14 protein-coding genes are annotated in these 15,664 nt (G+C 68.9%); 8 read left to right on the forward strand and 6 right to left on the reverse strand.

Annotation, left to right across the window (positions count from 1 at the left end; all coding sequences use genetic code 11):
- Positions 1-5 precede the first annotated feature (5 nt).
- From chvE to ACIRP7_RS33635, 4 genes are all read right to left on the reverse strand, one after another.
- Positions 6-1,112, reverse strand: a complete 1,107-nt coding sequence (chvE, locus tag ACIRP7_RS33620) for a multiple monosaccharide ABC transporter substrate-binding protein (protein ID WP_403667050.1) — start codon at positions 1,110-1,112, stop codon at positions 6-8.
- 145 nt (positions 1,113-1,257) lie between these two features.
- A complete protein-coding gene (locus ACIRP7_RS33625) occupies positions 1,258-2,226 on the reverse strand; it encodes a hypothetical protein (protein WP_403667053.1) in 969 nt (322 codons plus the stop codon).
- Between the two features lie 121 nt (positions 2,227-2,347).
- Positions 2,348-3,352 carry a zinc-binding dehydrogenase gene (locus ACIRP7_RS33630; RefSeq protein ID WP_403667056.1) on the reverse strand — a complete coding sequence of 335 codons (1,005 nt, stop codon included), beginning with the start codon at positions 3,350-3,352 and terminating at the stop codon, positions 2,348-2,350.
- Entirely contained in the window at positions 3,349-4,509 is a 1,161-nt protein-coding gene (locus tag ACIRP7_RS33635) for a mandelate racemase/muconate lactonizing enzyme family protein (protein WP_403667059.1), read from the reverse strand. Before ACIRP7_RS33635 ends, ACIRP7_RS33630 begins: the two co-directional genes overlap by 4 nt.
- Positions 4,510-4,929: 420 nt before the next feature.
- Here ACIRP7_RS33635 and ACIRP7_RS33640 point away from each other — a divergent pair, with 420 nt between their 5' ends.
- The 6 genes from ACIRP7_RS33640 (at position 4,930) to ACIRP7_RS33665 (ending at position 11,900) form a co-directional block, all read left to right on the forward strand.
- Positions 4,930-5,949, forward strand: coding sequence for a LacI family DNA-binding transcriptional regulator (locus ACIRP7_RS33640; protein ID WP_403667061.1), 1,020 nt, complete (start codon positions 4,930-4,932; stop codon positions 5,947-5,949).
- A gap of 118 nt (positions 5,950-6,067) precedes the next feature.
- Complete coding sequence (locus ACIRP7_RS33645) at positions 6,068-7,069, forward strand: ABC transporter substrate-binding protein (protein ID WP_403667063.1); 1,002 nt, start codon at positions 6,068-6,070, stop codon at positions 7,067-7,069.
- Between the two features lie 126 nt (positions 7,070-7,195).
- The gene (locus ACIRP7_RS33650; RefSeq protein WP_403667065.1) at positions 7,196-8,734 is read left to right on the forward strand and encodes a sugar ABC transporter ATP-binding protein; all 1,539 of its coding nucleotides are present in this window, start codon (positions 7,196-7,198) and stop codon (positions 8,732-8,734) included.
- Positions 8,731-9,816: an ABC transporter permease gene (locus ACIRP7_RS33655; protein ID WP_403667068.1), complete on the forward strand. Its 1,086-nt coding sequence runs from the start codon at positions 8,731-8,733 to the stop codon at positions 9,814-9,816. Before ACIRP7_RS33650 ends, ACIRP7_RS33655 begins: the two co-directional genes overlap by 4 nt.
- On the forward strand, positions 9,816-10,847 hold the full coding sequence (yjfF, locus tag ACIRP7_RS33660) for a galactofuranose ABC transporter, permease protein YjfF (RefSeq protein WP_403667071.1): 1,032 nt from the start codon (positions 9,816-9,818) through the stop codon (positions 10,845-10,847). Before ACIRP7_RS33655 ends, yjfF begins: the two co-directional genes overlap by 1 nt.
- A 144-nt stretch (positions 10,848-10,991) precedes the next feature.
- Positions 10,992-11,900 (forward strand): hypothetical protein, encoded by a 909-nt coding sequence (locus ACIRP7_RS33665; RefSeq protein ID WP_403667074.1) that lies wholly within the window; start codon positions 10,992-10,994, stop codon positions 11,898-11,900.
- A 157-nt stretch (positions 11,901-12,057) separates the two neighbouring features.
- On the opposite strand, the gene ACIRP7_RS33670 is transcribed toward ACIRP7_RS33665, so the two are convergent.
- On the reverse strand, positions 12,058-12,492 hold the full coding sequence (locus tag ACIRP7_RS33670) for a MarR family transcriptional regulator (RefSeq protein WP_352383454.1): 435 nt from the start codon (positions 12,490-12,492) through the stop codon (positions 12,058-12,060).
- Between the two features lie 91 nt (positions 12,493-12,583).
- Between ACIRP7_RS33670 and ACIRP7_RS33675 the strand changes: the two genes are divergently transcribed.
- On the forward strand, positions 12,584-13,582 hold the full coding sequence (locus ACIRP7_RS33675) for an NADP-dependent oxidoreductase (protein WP_403667078.1): 999 nt from the start codon (positions 12,584-12,586) through the stop codon (positions 13,580-13,582).
- Positions 13,583-13,689: 107 nt separating this feature from the next.
- Positions 13,690-14,112 (forward strand): organic hydroperoxide resistance protein, encoded by a 423-nt coding sequence (locus ACIRP7_RS33680; protein WP_403667081.1) that lies wholly within the window; start codon positions 13,690-13,692, stop codon positions 14,110-14,112.
- 398 nt (positions 14,113-14,510) lie between these two features.
- Here ACIRP7_RS33680 and ACIRP7_RS33685 read toward each other — a convergent pair whose 3' ends face one another.
- Positions 14,511-15,662: a serine hydrolase domain-containing protein gene (locus ACIRP7_RS33685; protein ID WP_403667083.1), complete on the reverse strand. Its 1,152-nt coding sequence runs from the start codon at positions 15,660-15,662 to the stop codon at positions 14,511-14,513.
- Positions 15,663-15,664: the final 2 nt, after the last annotated feature.

Below are 15,664 nucleotides of genomic sequence, written 5' to 3' on the forward strand. Positions count from 1 at the left end.
GCTGACTAGTTGAGCTCGCTGGCCTTGTAGTAGCCGGTGTCGACCAGTTCCTTCGTGTAGTTGCTCTTGTCGACGCTGACCGGCTGCAGCAGGTAGGCGGGGACGACCTTGGAGCCGTTGTCGTACGTCTTGGTGTCGTTGACCTCGGGCTTCTTGCCGTTGAGGACGTCGTCCACCATGGTCGAGGCGACCTCGGCGAGCTTGCGGGTGTCCTTGTAGACGGTCTGCGTCTGCTGGCCCGCGATGATCGACTTCACCGAGGCGAGCTCGGCGTCCTGGCCGGTGATGACCGGGAGCGGCTTGCTCGCGGAGCCGTAGCCGTCCGACTTCAGCGCGGCGAGGATACCGATGGAGATGCCGTCGTACGGCGACAGGACCGCGTCGACCTTGCCGCTGCCGTACGTCGAGGTGAGGATGTCCTCCATGCGCTTCTGCGCGGTGGCACCGTCCCAGCGCAGCGTGGTGACCTGGTTGATCTTGGTCTGGCCGGACTTGACGACGAGCTTCTTGCTGTCGATGTACGGCTGCAGCACGCTCATCGCGCCGCCGAAGAAGTACTTGGTGTTGTTGTCGTCGTTGGAGCCGGCGAACAGCTCGATGTTGAAGGGGCCCTTGCCGCTCTTCAGACCCAGCTTGTCGACGATGTAACTGGCCTGCAGCTCACCGACCTTGGTGTTGTCGAACGACGCGTAGTAGTCGACGTTCGGCGTGCCGAGGATCAGACGGTCGTAGGCGATGACCGGGATCTTGGCGTCCTTGGCCTGCTGGAGCACGTTGTTCAGCGACTTGTTGTCGATGGCCGCGACGATCAGGCCCTTGACGCCCTGGGTGATCAGGTTCTCGATCTGCGAGACCTGCTGGTCGGGGTCGTCCTCGCCGTAGACCAGCTTGGTCTTGTAGCCCTTGGCCTTGAGGTTCTTGACGACGTTGTTGCCGTCGGCGATCCAGCGCTCGGAGGACTTGGTCGGCATCGCGATGCCGATGGTGCCGCCCTTGGCGCTGCCCGTGCTCTCCTCGCTGCCGCCCTTGCTGTCCTGGCCACAGGCGGTGAGGGTGAGGGCGAGAGAGGCGGCGCCGGCTATGGCGGTGAGTGCGGCTCGACGAGTACGCATGATCATCATCCTTGATGTCGGGAGGCCGGGTGCGGTCCGGCGGTGAGGTGTTGGGGGTGGTGCGGGGGAGCGACCGGGAGAGGTTGGGTCGTGTCGGAGTCTGTGTGACTGCGTCGGGTTTTGTGAAGGGGAGTTGTCCGGAACGTTATGCAGGCGTTTCGAACCGCTTCAGGGCGCCCGGCAGTCGGGAGCCGAGCGGAGCCATGTCGCCGTCCGCCCCGTGCCGAGCGAGCAGGTCCAGGGCGAGCCGTCCGCGCCGCACTCTCTCCTTGGCGGTGGACAGGGTGAGATCGCGCATGTGGTGCCCGTACGGGTAGATCCCCGGGGCCTTCGACAGGCCGAACTTCAGATAGATCGGTGCGCCGCGCCGGATCAGCTCGGCGACCTCGTACATCCGTACATAGCCGCCGAGATCGTCGGGAGCCTCGATGTACATGTCCATCGGGGCGGCCGACACCCGCCGGATCTCGGTGAGGTGATCGAGCGTCAGATCGCTGGGCACGTTGATCGAGTCGCCGCCGAGGTTCTCGTACACGGCGTACGCGGCCGGGTTCACCGGCCCGATCAGCGCCGACACCTTCAGCGTCGTGTCGGCCGGGATGATCCCGGCGGCCCGCGCCCGGTGCAGCGTCCACAGCACACCCTCGTCGGCGACGAGCAGGCACTTCACACCGAGCTCGGTGGCGCGGACGGCGTCCTCGACGCACCCGGCGACCGCGTCGTGGCCCCGGGCGCGCAGTCCTGCCCCCCGGGAGTCGGTGCGGGTGGAGGCGCCGATGTCCCAGGTGCCGCGGGGGCCGGTGAACAGGCAGAGCTCGATGTCACGCTCGGCGGTCGCCTCCACCATCTCGGTGATCTCGGCGTCGGTGAGCATCCATACGCCCGACCCCTGACTGATCCGGTGGATCGGCACATCGAGCCGCGAGGACTCCTTGAGGACCACGCCGAGCGCCTCAGGACCCTCCACGGAGGGCACCTCGGTACGCCAGCGCCCGCCCCCGGGGAAGGCGTGCGGGGACGCGTCGGAGGGGACGAGGGCGGGCGCGTTCAGGCCCAGCGCGGCGAGTGCCTGCTCGCCGGGTCGTCGGGCCGCGCTGGCGGTGGTCTCGGTCACAAGCTGTCCTTCAGGTTCGGTATTTCGGACGACATTCGCGGCTCTGGGTACGCAAGGCTTTGGATGTACGCCGGTACGAAGTCGTCAGGTACCTCGTACCGGCGTACGGCTCAGCGGTGTGTCATGGCCGGAGGAGGACCTTTCCGACCTTCGGGTCACCGGACCCGACCAACTCGATGGCATGAGGGAACTCCTCCAACGGCAACTCGTGCGTGACGAGCGGCAACGGATCGAGCAACCCGGCCCCGAAGACCCGCACCGTGTGCGCCCAGGCGTCCGGCGGCGCCCCGAACACGGTGTGCACCTCCAGCTGTCGTACGACGAGATCGGTGGGGTCGAGTCCGTCGGCGCCCGGGGCCGGGATGCCGGTGAGGACGAGGCGGCCACCGCGTCTGAGCAGCGCGGCGGCGGTGGTGGCGGCGGACGCAGATCCGGCGGTCTCGATGACGATGTCGAAGTCGTCCGGCAGCTCCTGGTCGCGGGTGCGGAAGTCGGTGGCGCCGAAGGTCCTCGAGAGTTCCGCCCGGTCCGGGCGGGTGCCCACCATCAGCAGCTCCGACGGCGAACCCGCCCTCAGAAACTGGACGGCGAACATCCCGAGCGTCCCGGTCCCCACCACGGCGACCCGATCGCCGGGCCGCACGTTCGCCTTGAGGGCGGCGGCGGCGATGCAGGCGGCGGGTTCGAGGAGCGCGGCCGCCGTCAGGTCGGCGTCGTCCGGGAGGGCGTGCAGCAGCCGGGCCGGCAGGGTGAGCGTGGTGGCCATGGCGCCGGGCTCGGTGAAGCCCGTCTCCTCGTAGCCGGCTGCGCACAGAGTGGTCTGGCCCGCGTGGCAGCGGTCGCAGACCTGGCAGTTCCGGAAGCCCTCACCCACCACCTTGCGGCCGACGAGCGACGTCGGAACTCTGGCGCCCACCGCCTCGACCGTGCCGGACCACTCGTGACCGGGCGTGAGCGGGTAGCGGACGTAGCCCTCGGGCCGGTTGCCCTGGTACACCTCGCGGTCGCTGCCGCAGATGCCGACGGCGTGGACGCGGACCAGCGCCTCGCCGGCGGCGGGCTCCCGAGGGGTGTGCTCGACGAGGTGGTGCTCACCGGGCGCCTCGATGACGACCGCGAGGTTCACTCGGCGGCGCCCTTGGGCTTGCGCCGCTCCCAGCCCTCGGCCCACAGGTCGAACCGTGCCTGCTGCTGCGGGAACTCCGCGGCGGCGTCGACGTCCAGCTCGACCCCGAGGCCGGGGGCGTCGGAGAGGTGGAAGTAGCCGTCCACGACCTGCGGGGCGCCCTTGACGACCTTCTTGATCTCCGCGTCGGCGAAGTCGTTGAAGTGCTCCAGGATCTTGAAGTTCGGCGCGGTGAAGCCGACCTGGAGAGAGGCTGCGGTCAGGACCGGCCCGCCCACGTTGTGGGGCGCCACCAGCACGTAGTGGGTCTCGGCGGTCGCGGCCAGCTTCCGGGTCTCCCAGATGCCGCCGATGTGGCCGACGTCGGGCTGGATGATGTCCACGGCCTGGCTCTCGAAGAGCTCGCGGAACTCGATGCGGTCGTGGATCCGCTCACCCGTGGCGACCGGCATGTCCACCTTGGCGGCGACCTTCTCCAGCGCCTTCAGGTTCTCCGGCGGCACCGGCTCCTCGAGCCAGGCGGGCTTGAAGGGCGCGAGGTCCTTGGCCAGGCGGACCGCCGTGGCGGGGGAGAAGCGGCCGTGCATCTCCAGCATCAGCTCGGCGTCCGGCCCGATGGCGTCACGGACGGCCTCGATGAGCGAGACGGCGTACAGGCTCTGCTCGTGGTCGAGCTCGAAGTGCCCCGTGCCGAAGGGGTCGATCTTGAGCGCCTTGTAGCCGCGCTCCATGACCCCCTGGGCGGCCTTGTGGTAGGCCTCCGGGGTCCGCTCGGTGGTGTACCAGCCGTTGGCGTACGCCTTGACCTTGTCGGTGACCTTGCCGCCGAGCAGCTGCCAGACGGGCACCCCCAGGGCCTTGCCCTTGATGTCCCAGCAGGCCATCTCGATCACAGCGATACCGGACATCACGATCTCGCCGGCCCGGCCGTAGTCGCCGTACTTCATACGCTTGACGAGGTCCTCGACAGCGAACGGGTCCGACCCCAGAATGTGGTTGGTCTTCGCCTCGTGCAGATAGCCGAGCAGGGCGTCGGTGTGGCCCAGCATGCGGGTCTCGCCGACTCCGGTCAGTCCCTCGTCGGTGTGCACCTGGACGTAGGTCAGGTTCCGCCATGGCGTCCCGACCACGTGCGTGCTGATTCCCGTGATGCGCACGTCAACTACTCCCTAGGCTTTCAGCTTGTTCGAAATATCGGCTCACGTTCGAAATGCTGACACGACCGTAAAGACGACGTGGTCGGAGTGTCAATGGGTCGGATGGTCGAACGCGTAACGGTTTCAATGTGACCGCCCACATGCCCGCACATGGCGGGTGTGCGGCCGCACGAAACCACCCAGCTCCTCGACTCCTGCAGGTTGTCGCGTTATTCAACCGTGACGACACTTCCCGCTGCAGCCCTCTTGACCGACGGGAATTGTTAGCGCTCACAATGACCTCCGCACACACCGATGGGTGCCCGTCGGCATCCAAGGAGGCACGAGGTTGTCCGGAACCCCCGAGTGACCTGGTCGGCGCGGAATCGTCCGCCCACGACACAGGACCTGCCCGCAAACGATCGCCAAGGAGGTGCGGCCGTGAACCACGTACAGCTCCGACCGCCCACCATGGCCGATGTGGCACGTCTGGCCGGGGTGTCCCACCAGACCGTCTCTCGTGTCCTGGGGAATCACCCCAATGTGCGGGACGAGACGCGTGCCAGGGTGCAGCGGGCGATCGAGGAGATGGGCTACCGCCGCAACTCCTCGGCACGGGCCCTGGTGACCCGGCGCACCCGGACTCTGGGGGTGGTCGCCTCCAACACCACCCTCTACGGACCGGCCAGCACGCTGTTCGCGCTGGAGGAGGCGGCGCGCGCCGAGGGGTACACGGTCTCGACGGTCAATCTGCGCAAGCTCGCGGTGGAGACTCTCTCCGAGGCCCTGGACCACCTCAGTGAGGGCGGGGTGGAGGGGGTGATCGCCCTCGCTCCGCAGCGGTCGGCGGTCGAGGCCCTCGCCGAACTCCGGCGTCCCTTCCCGGTGGTGGCCGTGGGGACCGGCTCCGGCGCGGAGATCCCCAGTGTCAACGTGGATCAGTTGCTGGGCGGGCGGCTGGCCACTCGTCATCTGCTGGCCGCCGGCCACCGCACGGTCTGGCATCTCGCCGGACCCGAGGACTGGCAGGAGGCGGCCGACCGTGCCGCCGGCTGGCGGGCGACCCTCGAAGCGGCGGGCATCGAGCCGCCGCTGCCGCTGCGGGGGGACTGGAGTCCACTGTCGGGCTATCGTGCGGGCCAGCAACTGGCCGGCTGGGTGGGCCGCGGACTGACCGCCGTCTTCGTCGCCAACGACCAGATGGCGCTGGGGGTGTTGCGGGCGCTGCGTGAGGCGGGCGTACGCACTCCTCAGGACGTCGCGGTGGTCGGCTTCGACGACATCCCGGAATCGGAGTTCTTCGCTCCACCGCTCACCACCGTCCGGCAGGACTTCGCGACGGTGGGCAAGCGGAGCATCGACCTGCTGCTGGATCTCATCGAAGGCCGGGAGCCCTCCGGGGCGCCCGGAGTCGCCATCGAACCCCAACTGGTCGTCCGGGCCAGCACGGCCCCCGACTGACGCGGCACCAGACAGCATGAACCGGCAATATTCGCACACCAGTGTGACCGGTATTTCGAATAATGATCGACAGGCTGGACGCAGTGCGATCGGTCCTGGCTCTTCAAAGGAGAAGAACATGCTCAACAGAAGGAACTTCCTCACTGCGGCGATCGGCGTGGCGGCGGCGGGCACCCTGGCGGCCTGCGCCAAGGACGACAAGGGGTCCAGCACCTCCGCCGACGGCAGCAAGGCGATCACCCTCGGCTTCTCCCAGGTCGGCTCCGAGAGCGGCTGGCGCAGCGCCAACACCGACTCGGTGAAGTCCGCGGCCAAGGAGGCGGGTTACAACCTGAAGTTCTCCGACGCGCAGCAGAAGCAGGAGAACCAGATCTCCGCCATCCGCAGCTACATCGCGCAGAAGGTGGACGTCATAGCCTTCTCCCCGGTCGTCGTCACCGGCTGGGACGCGGTGCTCAAGGAGGCCAAGGCCGCGAAGATCCCGGTGGTCCTCACCGACCGCTCCGTCGAGACCTCCGACGAGTCCCTGTACGTGACCCTGGTCGGCTCCGACTTCACCGCCGAGGGCCGCCGCGCCGGCAAGATCCTGGAGAAGGTCCTGGCGAAGGCCGGCCACAAGGGCCCGGTGAAGATCGCCCAGCTGGAGGGCACCACCGGCGCCGCCCCGGCGATCGAGCGCGCCAAGGGCTTCAAGGAGGTCATGGACGCCGACCACAAGGACGACTGGAAGATCGTCGTCAGCCAGACCGGTGACTTCACCCGCGCCGGCGGCAAGCAGGTCATGGCGGCCTTCCTCACGTCCAACCCGGACGTCAACGTCCTCTTCGCGCACAACGACGACATGGCCATCGGCGCCATCCAGTCCATCGAGGCGGCGGGCAAGAAGCCCGGCAAGGACATCCTGATCGTCTCGATCGACGGCGTGAAGGACGGCTTCGTGGCCATGTCCGAAGGCAAGATCAACGCCATCGTCGAGTGCAACCCGCTGCTCGGCCCGCAGCTGATGGACACCGTGAAGAAGGTCAAGAACGGCGAGAAGGTCGAGCGCTGGATCAAGACCAAGGAGGGCGACTTCATGCAGGACCAGGCCAAGGCCGCGCTCCCCAGCCGCAAGTACTGACCGACGGCGGGACCGACCGACCACACCCACCGCAGGGGAGCCTCCGGCAGGCCGAGCACACCTCGGCTCAAGGAGGCTCCCCGCGGGCCGTGAACGAGATTCGACGAATCCATGAGGAGCGCTGCCATGGCAGAGCCGCAGCCCGTCCTGGAGATGACGGGCATAGTCAAAGAGTTTCCAGGGGTAAGGGCTCTGTCGGGCGTCGACTTCCGGCTCTTCCCCGGCGAGATCCACGCCCTGATGGGCGAGAACGGGGCAGGGAAGTCCACCCTGATCAAGGTGCTGACCGGGGTCTACACCCTGGACGGCGGCACCATCACCCTCGACGGCGAGGCCGTGCGGATCGACAGCCCGCTGCAGGCGCAGCAGGCCGGCATCAGCACGGTCTACCAGGAGGTCAACCTCTGCCCCAACCTGTCGGTGGCGGAGAACATCTTCATCGGACGTGAACCCACCCGCGCGGGCCGCATCCAGTGGAAGCGCATGCGCAAGGAGGCGGCGGAGCTCGTCGACCGCCTCGGCCTCGACATCGACGTCACCGCGCCGCTGTCCTCGTACCCCCTCGCGGTGCAGCAACTGGTCGCGATCGTACGGTCGGTGGGTACCGGCGACAGTGACGGCGAGGGCTCCGGCACCAAGGTCCTGGTCCTGGACGAGCCGACCTCCAGCCTCGACCGTGACGAGGTCCTCGAACTGTTCCGCCTGATGCGGCAGTTGAGGGACGAGGGCGTGGCGATCCTCTTCGTCTCCCACTTCCTCGACCAGATCTACGAGATCTGCGACCGCATGACCATCCTTCGCAACGGCACCCTGGTCGGCGAGCACATGGTCCGCGACCTCGACCAGGTCGGGCTGATCGAGCTGATGATCGGCAAGGCCCTGGACCAGCTGGAGGAGCTCCACGACCAGCAACTCCACGCGGATGTCGGCGAGTCGCTGCTGAAGGCGGAGGGCCTCGGCAGGACCGGTGGCATCGCCCCCTTCGACCTGGACATCAAGAAGGGCGAGGTCGTCGGCCTCGCGGGACTGCTCGGCTCCGGCCGCACCGAACTGGCCCGGCTGCTCTTCGGCGCCGACCAGCCGGACAGCGGCACGGTGACCGTCGGCGGCAAGCAGGTCTCCCTGAGCGCCCCGAACGACGCCATCGGCGCCGGGGTCGCGTTCTGCTCGGAGAACCGCAAGACCGAGGGCCTGGTACCGGATCTGACGGTCCGTGAGAACATCATTCTCGCCCTGCAGGCGGCCCGCGGCTGGACCCGGCCCATCCCCACCGCGCAGCGCGACGAACTCGTCGCCAAGTACATCAAGGCGCTGGACATCCGCCCCGCCAACCCCGAAGCCAGGGTCGGCCAGTTGAGCGGCGGAAACCAGCAGAAGGTGCTTCTCGCCCGCTGGCTGATCACCCAGCCGAAGCTGCTCATCCTGGACGAGCCGACGCGTGGCATCGACATCGGCGCCAAGACGGAGATCCAGAAGCTGGTGGTCTCCCTCTCCGAGGACGGCATGTCCGTGCTCTACATCGCGGCCGAGCTGGAGGAGGTCCTCCGCCTCAGCCACACCATCGGGGTGCTGCGCGACCGCAAGCTGGTGGCACAGCTCACCAACGGGCCCGAGATCACCCCCAGCAAGATCCTCGAGACCATCGCGAGCGGAGCACACCAGTGACCACCACCTCCCGCTGGCGAGCACTGACGCGCCACAACCTGTTCTGGCCGGTCGCGGTCCTGGTGGCCCTGCTGCTCGTCAACGTCCCCTTCACGCCCGACTTCTTCGCGATCCACATGACGAACGGCCACCTCTACGGCAGCCTCGTCTCGATCGTGCTGTTCGGCTCGCCCCTGATCCTGGTGGCGGTCGGCATGACCCTGGTCATCGCCACCGGCGGCATCGACCTCTCGGTCGGCGCCGTGGTCGCCATCACCGGGGCCCTGACCTGTTCGTACATCAGCGACCAGGCCGACCAGGGCGCCCTGTCCTCGGTGCTGCTCGCGATGGGCCTCGGCCTGATCGCGGCGGTGGTCTGCGGTCTGTGGAACGGCTTCCTCGTCGCCAGGATGGGCATCCAGCCCATCATCGCGACCCTCATCATCATGGTCGCCGGCCGCGGTGTCGCCCAGCTGATCACCGACGGCCAGATCATCACCATCAACAGCGAGCCGTACAAGCTCATCGGCGGCGGCTACTGGCTGACGCTGCCCTTCTCCATCTTCGTGGTGGCCGCGGTCGTGGCCGTCACCGTCCTGCTGACCCGCCGCACGGCCCTCGGCCTGCTCGTCGAGTCGGTGGGCGGCAACGCCGAGGCCAGTCGTCTGGTGGGCATCCGGTCGATGCGCATCAAGATCATGGTGTACGTGTTCTGCGCGGTGTGCGCGGGCATCGCGGGCCTGATGATCAGCTCCAACACCTCGGCCGCGGACGGCAACAACGCCGGCCTGTGGATCGAACTCGACGCGATCCTCGCCGTCGTCATCGGCGGCACCTCGCTGCTCGGCGGACGCTTCTCCATCGGCGGCACGGTCATCGGCGCCCTGGTCATCCAGACCCTTACGACGACGATCTACACCATCGGCGTTCCCACCCAGACCAACCTGGTCTTCAAGGCGGCCGTCGTCATCGTCGTGTGCCTGCTCCAGTCCCCGAAGTTCCGCGCCAAGGTCTTCGGCGGCCGCGCGAAGACCGCGGGCCCGGCAGCGCCCGCCGCGGTCGCCGAGCCCGCCGACTCCGCTCCCAAGATGGAGGTGTCGTGATGAGTACGACCACCAAGACTCCCGCGACACCGGGCGCGCCGGAGCGCCGTACGACGTCCAGGTCCGCCCGCCTGCTCGGCGACCGGCGGCTGCCCGTCCTGGTCACGGCCGCCCTGTTCCTCGTGATGTACATCGTCGGCCTCAGCCGCTACCAGAACTACGGCTTCGGCGACTCGCAGGTGTTCCTCAACCTGTTCATCGACAACGGCTATCTGCTGGTCGCCGCCGTCGGGGCCACCTTCGTCATCATGTCGGGCGGCATCGACCTGTCGGTGGGCTCGGTGATCGGCTTCACGACGATGCTGACGGCGTGGCTGGTACAGGACGTGGGCCTGCCCCTGCTCCTGGTGATCCCCATATCCCTGGCCGTGGGAGCGTTCGGCGGCTTCCTCATGGGCTATGTGATCCACAACTTCGAGATCCAGCCGTTCATCGTGACGCTCGCCGGGCTCTTCCTCTTCCGGGGCCTGTGCCTGGTCATCAGCAAGGAGTCGATCGCCATCGACGACTCCGAGGTGAGCAGCCTCGCCCAGACGCGAGTGCCGCTGGGCCTGGGCGAGTTGTCGATCGGCGCCGTCGTGGCCCTGGTCGTCCTCGCCGCGGCCTTCTACGTCCTGCACTACACCCGTTTCGGACGCCGGGTGTACGCCATCGGCGGCAACGAGCAGTCGGCCCTGCTGATGGGCCTCCCGCTGGGCGGCACGAAGATCGCGGTCTACACGATGAGCGGCTTCTGCTCCGCGCTGGCCGGCCTGCTCTTCATGCTGTACATCCAGTCCGGTGACCCGCTGCACGCCGTGGGCATGGAACTCGACGCGATCGCCGCGGTGGTCATCGGCGGCACCCTGCTGACGGGCGGCTCCGGCTATGTCCTGGGCACCCTCTTCGGCGTCCTCGTCCTCGGCCTGATCAAGAGCATCATCCAGTTCGAGGGCACGCTCAGCTCCTGGTGGACGAAGATCGCCACCGGTGTGCTGCTCTGTGCGTTCATCCTGATCCAGCGCGTGATGACGGCCCGTAGGAAAAACTGAGCCGACGGGGAACCGGCGATGTCGGTTTCGATGCGATGGGAGTGGAACATCCTCGACTGCCGCACCGGAACGGCCGGTTCCCCACACAACCTTCACGACTGGCTCTAGGAACGCCACCGGTCCGGAACTTAATCTTCCCGCGTCATGGACTTCTGCCTCCCGTGCCGACGGCACCTCAACGGCGCCCTCGCCTGCCCGGGGTGCGGCACGCCGGCCCATCAACTGCACGCGTACGACGGCGCCGGATACCCGGTCGCGTACGAGAGCCGGGGCGCGGACATCGCGTACGGGGCCCCTCAAGCGGCCGCCTCGTACGAGAGCGGTCAGGGGAGTGCCGCATACGGCGATCAGGCCGAGGCCGGGGAGCCTCACGACGGGGTCGAGCGGCCGGAGGCGGCCCCGGCGGCCGAGGCGGAGGCCGAACCCGTGGGCGGCGGCCGGGCGGTGCGGCGACGCGCGCGAGGGCGTGGTGGCCGGGCCGCGCAGGCACAGGACGTTCCCGAGGGCCACGACGACGCCGACGGGTTCGAGGACGACGACGAGGACTCCGACGGTTTCGCGGGCGGGGCGAGCCGGCGCGACCGCAAAGCCGCAGCGCACCGCCGGCGTCGTCGCCGAACCCTCCTGATCGCCGCCGGTTTCGTGCTCGCGGCCGGCGGTCTGAGCCTCGCCGAACTGGGCATGGACGCCCCGGGATCGTCCCCCAAGCCGGCCGCGGCGGGCGGGGAGTCCGCCGATGGCGGCACCTCCCCGGAGGCGAGTGCGTCGGCGTCGAAGGAGGCCGGCTCCGGAGGACTCGTCCCCTCGAACTCGCCTTCCCCGTCCGGTTCCGAGTCCCCGTCACCCTCCGCGTCCAAGAGCGAGGAGGCCGACGCGAGCAAGAGCCCCGACGCCCAGTCGGTGCCCACCAGCACTGCCGGCGCGTCGACCCCCGCCGTCACCCCCACGTCCACGAGCGGCGGCTCGGCCCCCACGGCCACCCCCACCACCGTGGCGCCGAGCCCGGACCCGTCCCCGACGGAGTGCGACCGCTTCCTGTGGTGGTGCACGTGAGTCATTCGCTCACGTGAAGGAAGGGTGTACGACCGGACCCTCAGGGGTGCGGGCCTGTGACATCAGCGGCTCCGCCGCGGGGCGCGCCCAGGTGCGACCTGCCGCGACGAACCCGCAGTAGCCGAACCGGCAAGGCCCCCCCGAACCCCCGCCACTCCTACGCGTCCCGCATCCGCCGCAGCAGATCCCGCAGTGACTCCCGCTCGCCGTGGGACAACCCGGCCAGCGGCTCCCGGGCGAACCGCAGCCCCTCGCGCAGGTCCCGGGCCACCTGGACCCCCGCCTCCGTCGCCGCCGCCACCTTCACCCGCCGGTCCGCGGGGTCGGGCCGCCGCTCCACCAGCCCGCGTGCCTCAAGACGGTCCACTATCCCGGTGACGTTCGACGGCTCGCACTTCAGTTTCTGGGCCAGCTTGCGCATGGGCAGCGGCTCCAGGGACAGCAGACTCAGCAGCCGCGCCTGCGCCCCGGTGAGGGCGTGCTCCGCGGCCGCGTCCTCGTAGTCCGAGTAGAAGCGGGCCACCACGTCGCCGATGAGCTCCACGACTTCCATGGTCAGCGCGTCGGGCCGGGTTCTGTGAGGAGTGGGCATGGGTTCCAGGGTACCCCTTTACTTGACAAGATGAAATATTCAGAGGCATGGTTGTTTCAGGTACTGAAGTAAATGGAAAGGTCCAGGCATCATGATCAACCGCGAATGGCACCTCCTGTCCCGTCCGGTCGGCTGGCCCAAGCCGGAGGACTTCGCCCTGGTCGAAGCCGAGGTCCCGACCCCCGGTGCGGGCCAGGTGCTGGTCCGGAACAAGTACCTCTCCGTCGACCCGTACATGCGCGGCCGCATGAGCGCCGCGAAGTCGTACACCGCGCCCTTCGAGCTCGGCAAGGTCATGCAGGGCGGCGCGGTCGGCGAGGTCGTGGAGTCCAACGCCGAGGGCATCGCCGTCGGTGACCACGTCCTGCACTTCTTCGGCTGGCGCGAGTACGCGGTCATGGACGCGAAGCACGCCGTCAAGGTGGACGCCGACCAGGCCCCCCTGTCGACGTACCTCGGCGTCCTCGGCATGACCGGCCTCACCGCCTACGCCGGCCTCCTGCGCACCGCCTCCTTCAAGGAGGGCGACTCGGTCTTCGTCTCCGGCGCCGCGGGTGCCGTCGGCAGCCAGGTCGGCCAGATCGCCAAGCTCAAGGGCGCCTCCCGGGTCATCGGCTCGGCCGGCTCCGACGAGAAGGTCAAGCTGCTCGTCGAGGAGTACGGCTTCGACGCGGCCTTCAACTACAAGAACGGCAAGGTCAGCGACCAGCTGCGCGAAGCCGCCCCGGACGGCGTCGACGTCTACTTCGACAACGTCGGGGGCGACCACCTGGAGGCCGCCATCGGCTCCCTCAACCAGGGTGGCCGGATCGCGGTCTGCGGCATGATCTCCGTCTACAACAACACCGAGGCCGCCCCCGGCCCGCGCAACCTCGCCCGTCTGATCCAGACCCGCGGCCGTATCGAGGGCTTCCTGGTCGGCGACCACTACGACCTCCAGCCGGAGTTCGTCTCCGAGGTCGGCCCGTGGGTGGCGTCCGGAGAACTCAAGTACCGCGAGACGGTCGTCGAGGGCATCGAGAACAACCTGGAGGCCTTCCTCGGGGTCCTGCGCGGCGACAACACCGGAAAGATGATCGTCAAGCTCTGACCTCTGCGGTCCGCTGTGCTGAGTTTCCGGCATGCGGTAACTTCTTTCCGAATCCCGCCGTCGATCGTGGGCGCGAGTCGCGGCGGACCGAGGAGGAAGACACCCGCATGCCGGAGATCCAGCAGTCCGACGTCCTGTACACCGCCGTCGCCACCGCCGAGAACGGCCGCGACGGCCGGGTCGCCACCGACGACGGCAGGCTCGACGTGGTCGTCAACCCGCCCGAGGAGATGGGCGGCAGCGGCAACGGCACCAACCCGGAACAGCTCTTCGCCGCCGGTTACAGCGCCTGCTTCCAGGGCGCCCTCGGCGTCGTCGCCCGCCAGGAGAAGGCCGACCTCTCCGGCTCGACGGTCACCGGGAAGGTCGGCATCGGCAAGAACACCGACGGCTTCGGACTGATCGTCGAGATCTCGGCGACCCTCCCGAACCTCGACGCGACCACGGCCCGGGCCCTCATCGAGAAGGCCCACCAGGTCTGCCCGTACTCGAAGGCGACCCGCGGGAACATCTCCGTGACGCTCGCCTGACGGAGCTCGTTGGTCGGACAGGCGGAGGCGGTACCGTTCCCGTGGACCGGTCGGGAGTGAGTCCGTTCAGCCGCGCGCCCCGAACGGTCTTGGGCGAGCTGGTCCCCGGCGTACTCGACCCCGGGTGGCGACACGCATCCTGTGCGTGGTCCGGTCCCGGGAGGCCCCCGCGGCCGGAGGCCGCTGATGGACGCTGCCCTGTGCGACCTGGCCAAACAGGTACGGCCAGAGGCGGCGGGGAGGCCCTGACCCATCCTCTGGTGGAGCAGGGGCCCTAGGCGCTGACGCCGTACCCGGTGTCCCAGGTCGCGCGATCACGTTAGCCCGATCGGCCCAGGACTCCGCAAGTCCGCCAGCAGGCGATCACCCGACGAGCTAACTCGACCTCGTACGCAGGCTCACACGGCCAGAGCCGCCCCGTGCACGGCCCTCACGAACCGCTCGTTCTCCGGCGCCGCCCCTCCCGGGAACGCCATCCGGCGGCGGGTGTACCCGTAGGCCAGACCGCTGCGGGGGTCGGCGAAGGCCTGGGAACCCCCGGCGCCGCTGTGGCCGAAGGAACCGGCGCCCAGGAAGGGGTGCCACATGTCGGCCGTGGCCTGGAAGCCCAGGCCGTAGGACTTGTGCGCACGGGCCACCAGGTCGTAGCCGACGGAGTGGATCTGGCCCACCTCCGCGATGGTGTCCGGCTTCAACAAGGGCGGCCGGTCGGCGACTTCGCTGATCGCCGCCGCGTACATCCCGGCCAGGCCCCGCGCGGCCGCCACCCCGCCCGCCGACGCCGGCCCTTTCGCGCGTACGGCACGGGAGTTGGCGTATCCCACCAAGTCACCCGGGTCCGGCACCTGCTGGTTGAAGGCGATCGCGGTCAGGGTGTGCGGACCCGTCGGCGCCGCGTCCAGCAGGGCCTGCTGCTCGGCGGTCGGGGCCATCGGCTGCACGGAGCGGTACCGGGGCTCCAGGGCCTCGGGCAGCCCCAGGTGGAAGTCCAGCCCGTACGGCGCCCGGATCCGCTCCTCGTACACCTCCTGGAGCGAACGGCCCGTCGCCCGCCGCACGATCTCGCCGGTGAGCGCGCCGATCACGAGCGCGTGGTAGCCGAAGGCCGTGCCGGGGCGCCAGAACGGCTTCTGGTCCGCGAGCCGTTCCGCCATCGCCCGGTCGTCCGCCAGCTCCTGCGTGGAGAACCCGGCGTCGAGGCCCACCACTCCGGCCCGGTGCGCCAGCAGCTCCCGCAGGGCCAGCTGGCCCTTGCCCTCGGCGCCGAACTCCGGCCAGTAATAGGTCACTTTGCGGTCCAGTTCCAGCGTGCCCTCCTGGACGAGGAGCGCGACCACCAGATGGGCGGCACCCTTGGTCGACGAGAACACGCCGTACAGGGAGTCCGGTCCGGCGCCCTCACCGGCCCACAGGTCGACGACCCGCCTGCCATGCACAAACGCGCTCAACTGCCCCTCGTAATCGGGCCGTTCGCCCGCCACGAAGGCGGCGAACTCCTCGCGCACCGCCTCGAAGCCGTCCGCGACGGTGCCGTGGATCTCCTGCGTCATCC

Origin of the sequence: Streptomyces sp. NPDC102270 (genome assembly GCF_044766405.1) — a bacterium.
Lineage (GTDB): Bacteria > Actinomycetota > Actinomycetes > Streptomycetales > Streptomycetaceae > Streptomyces.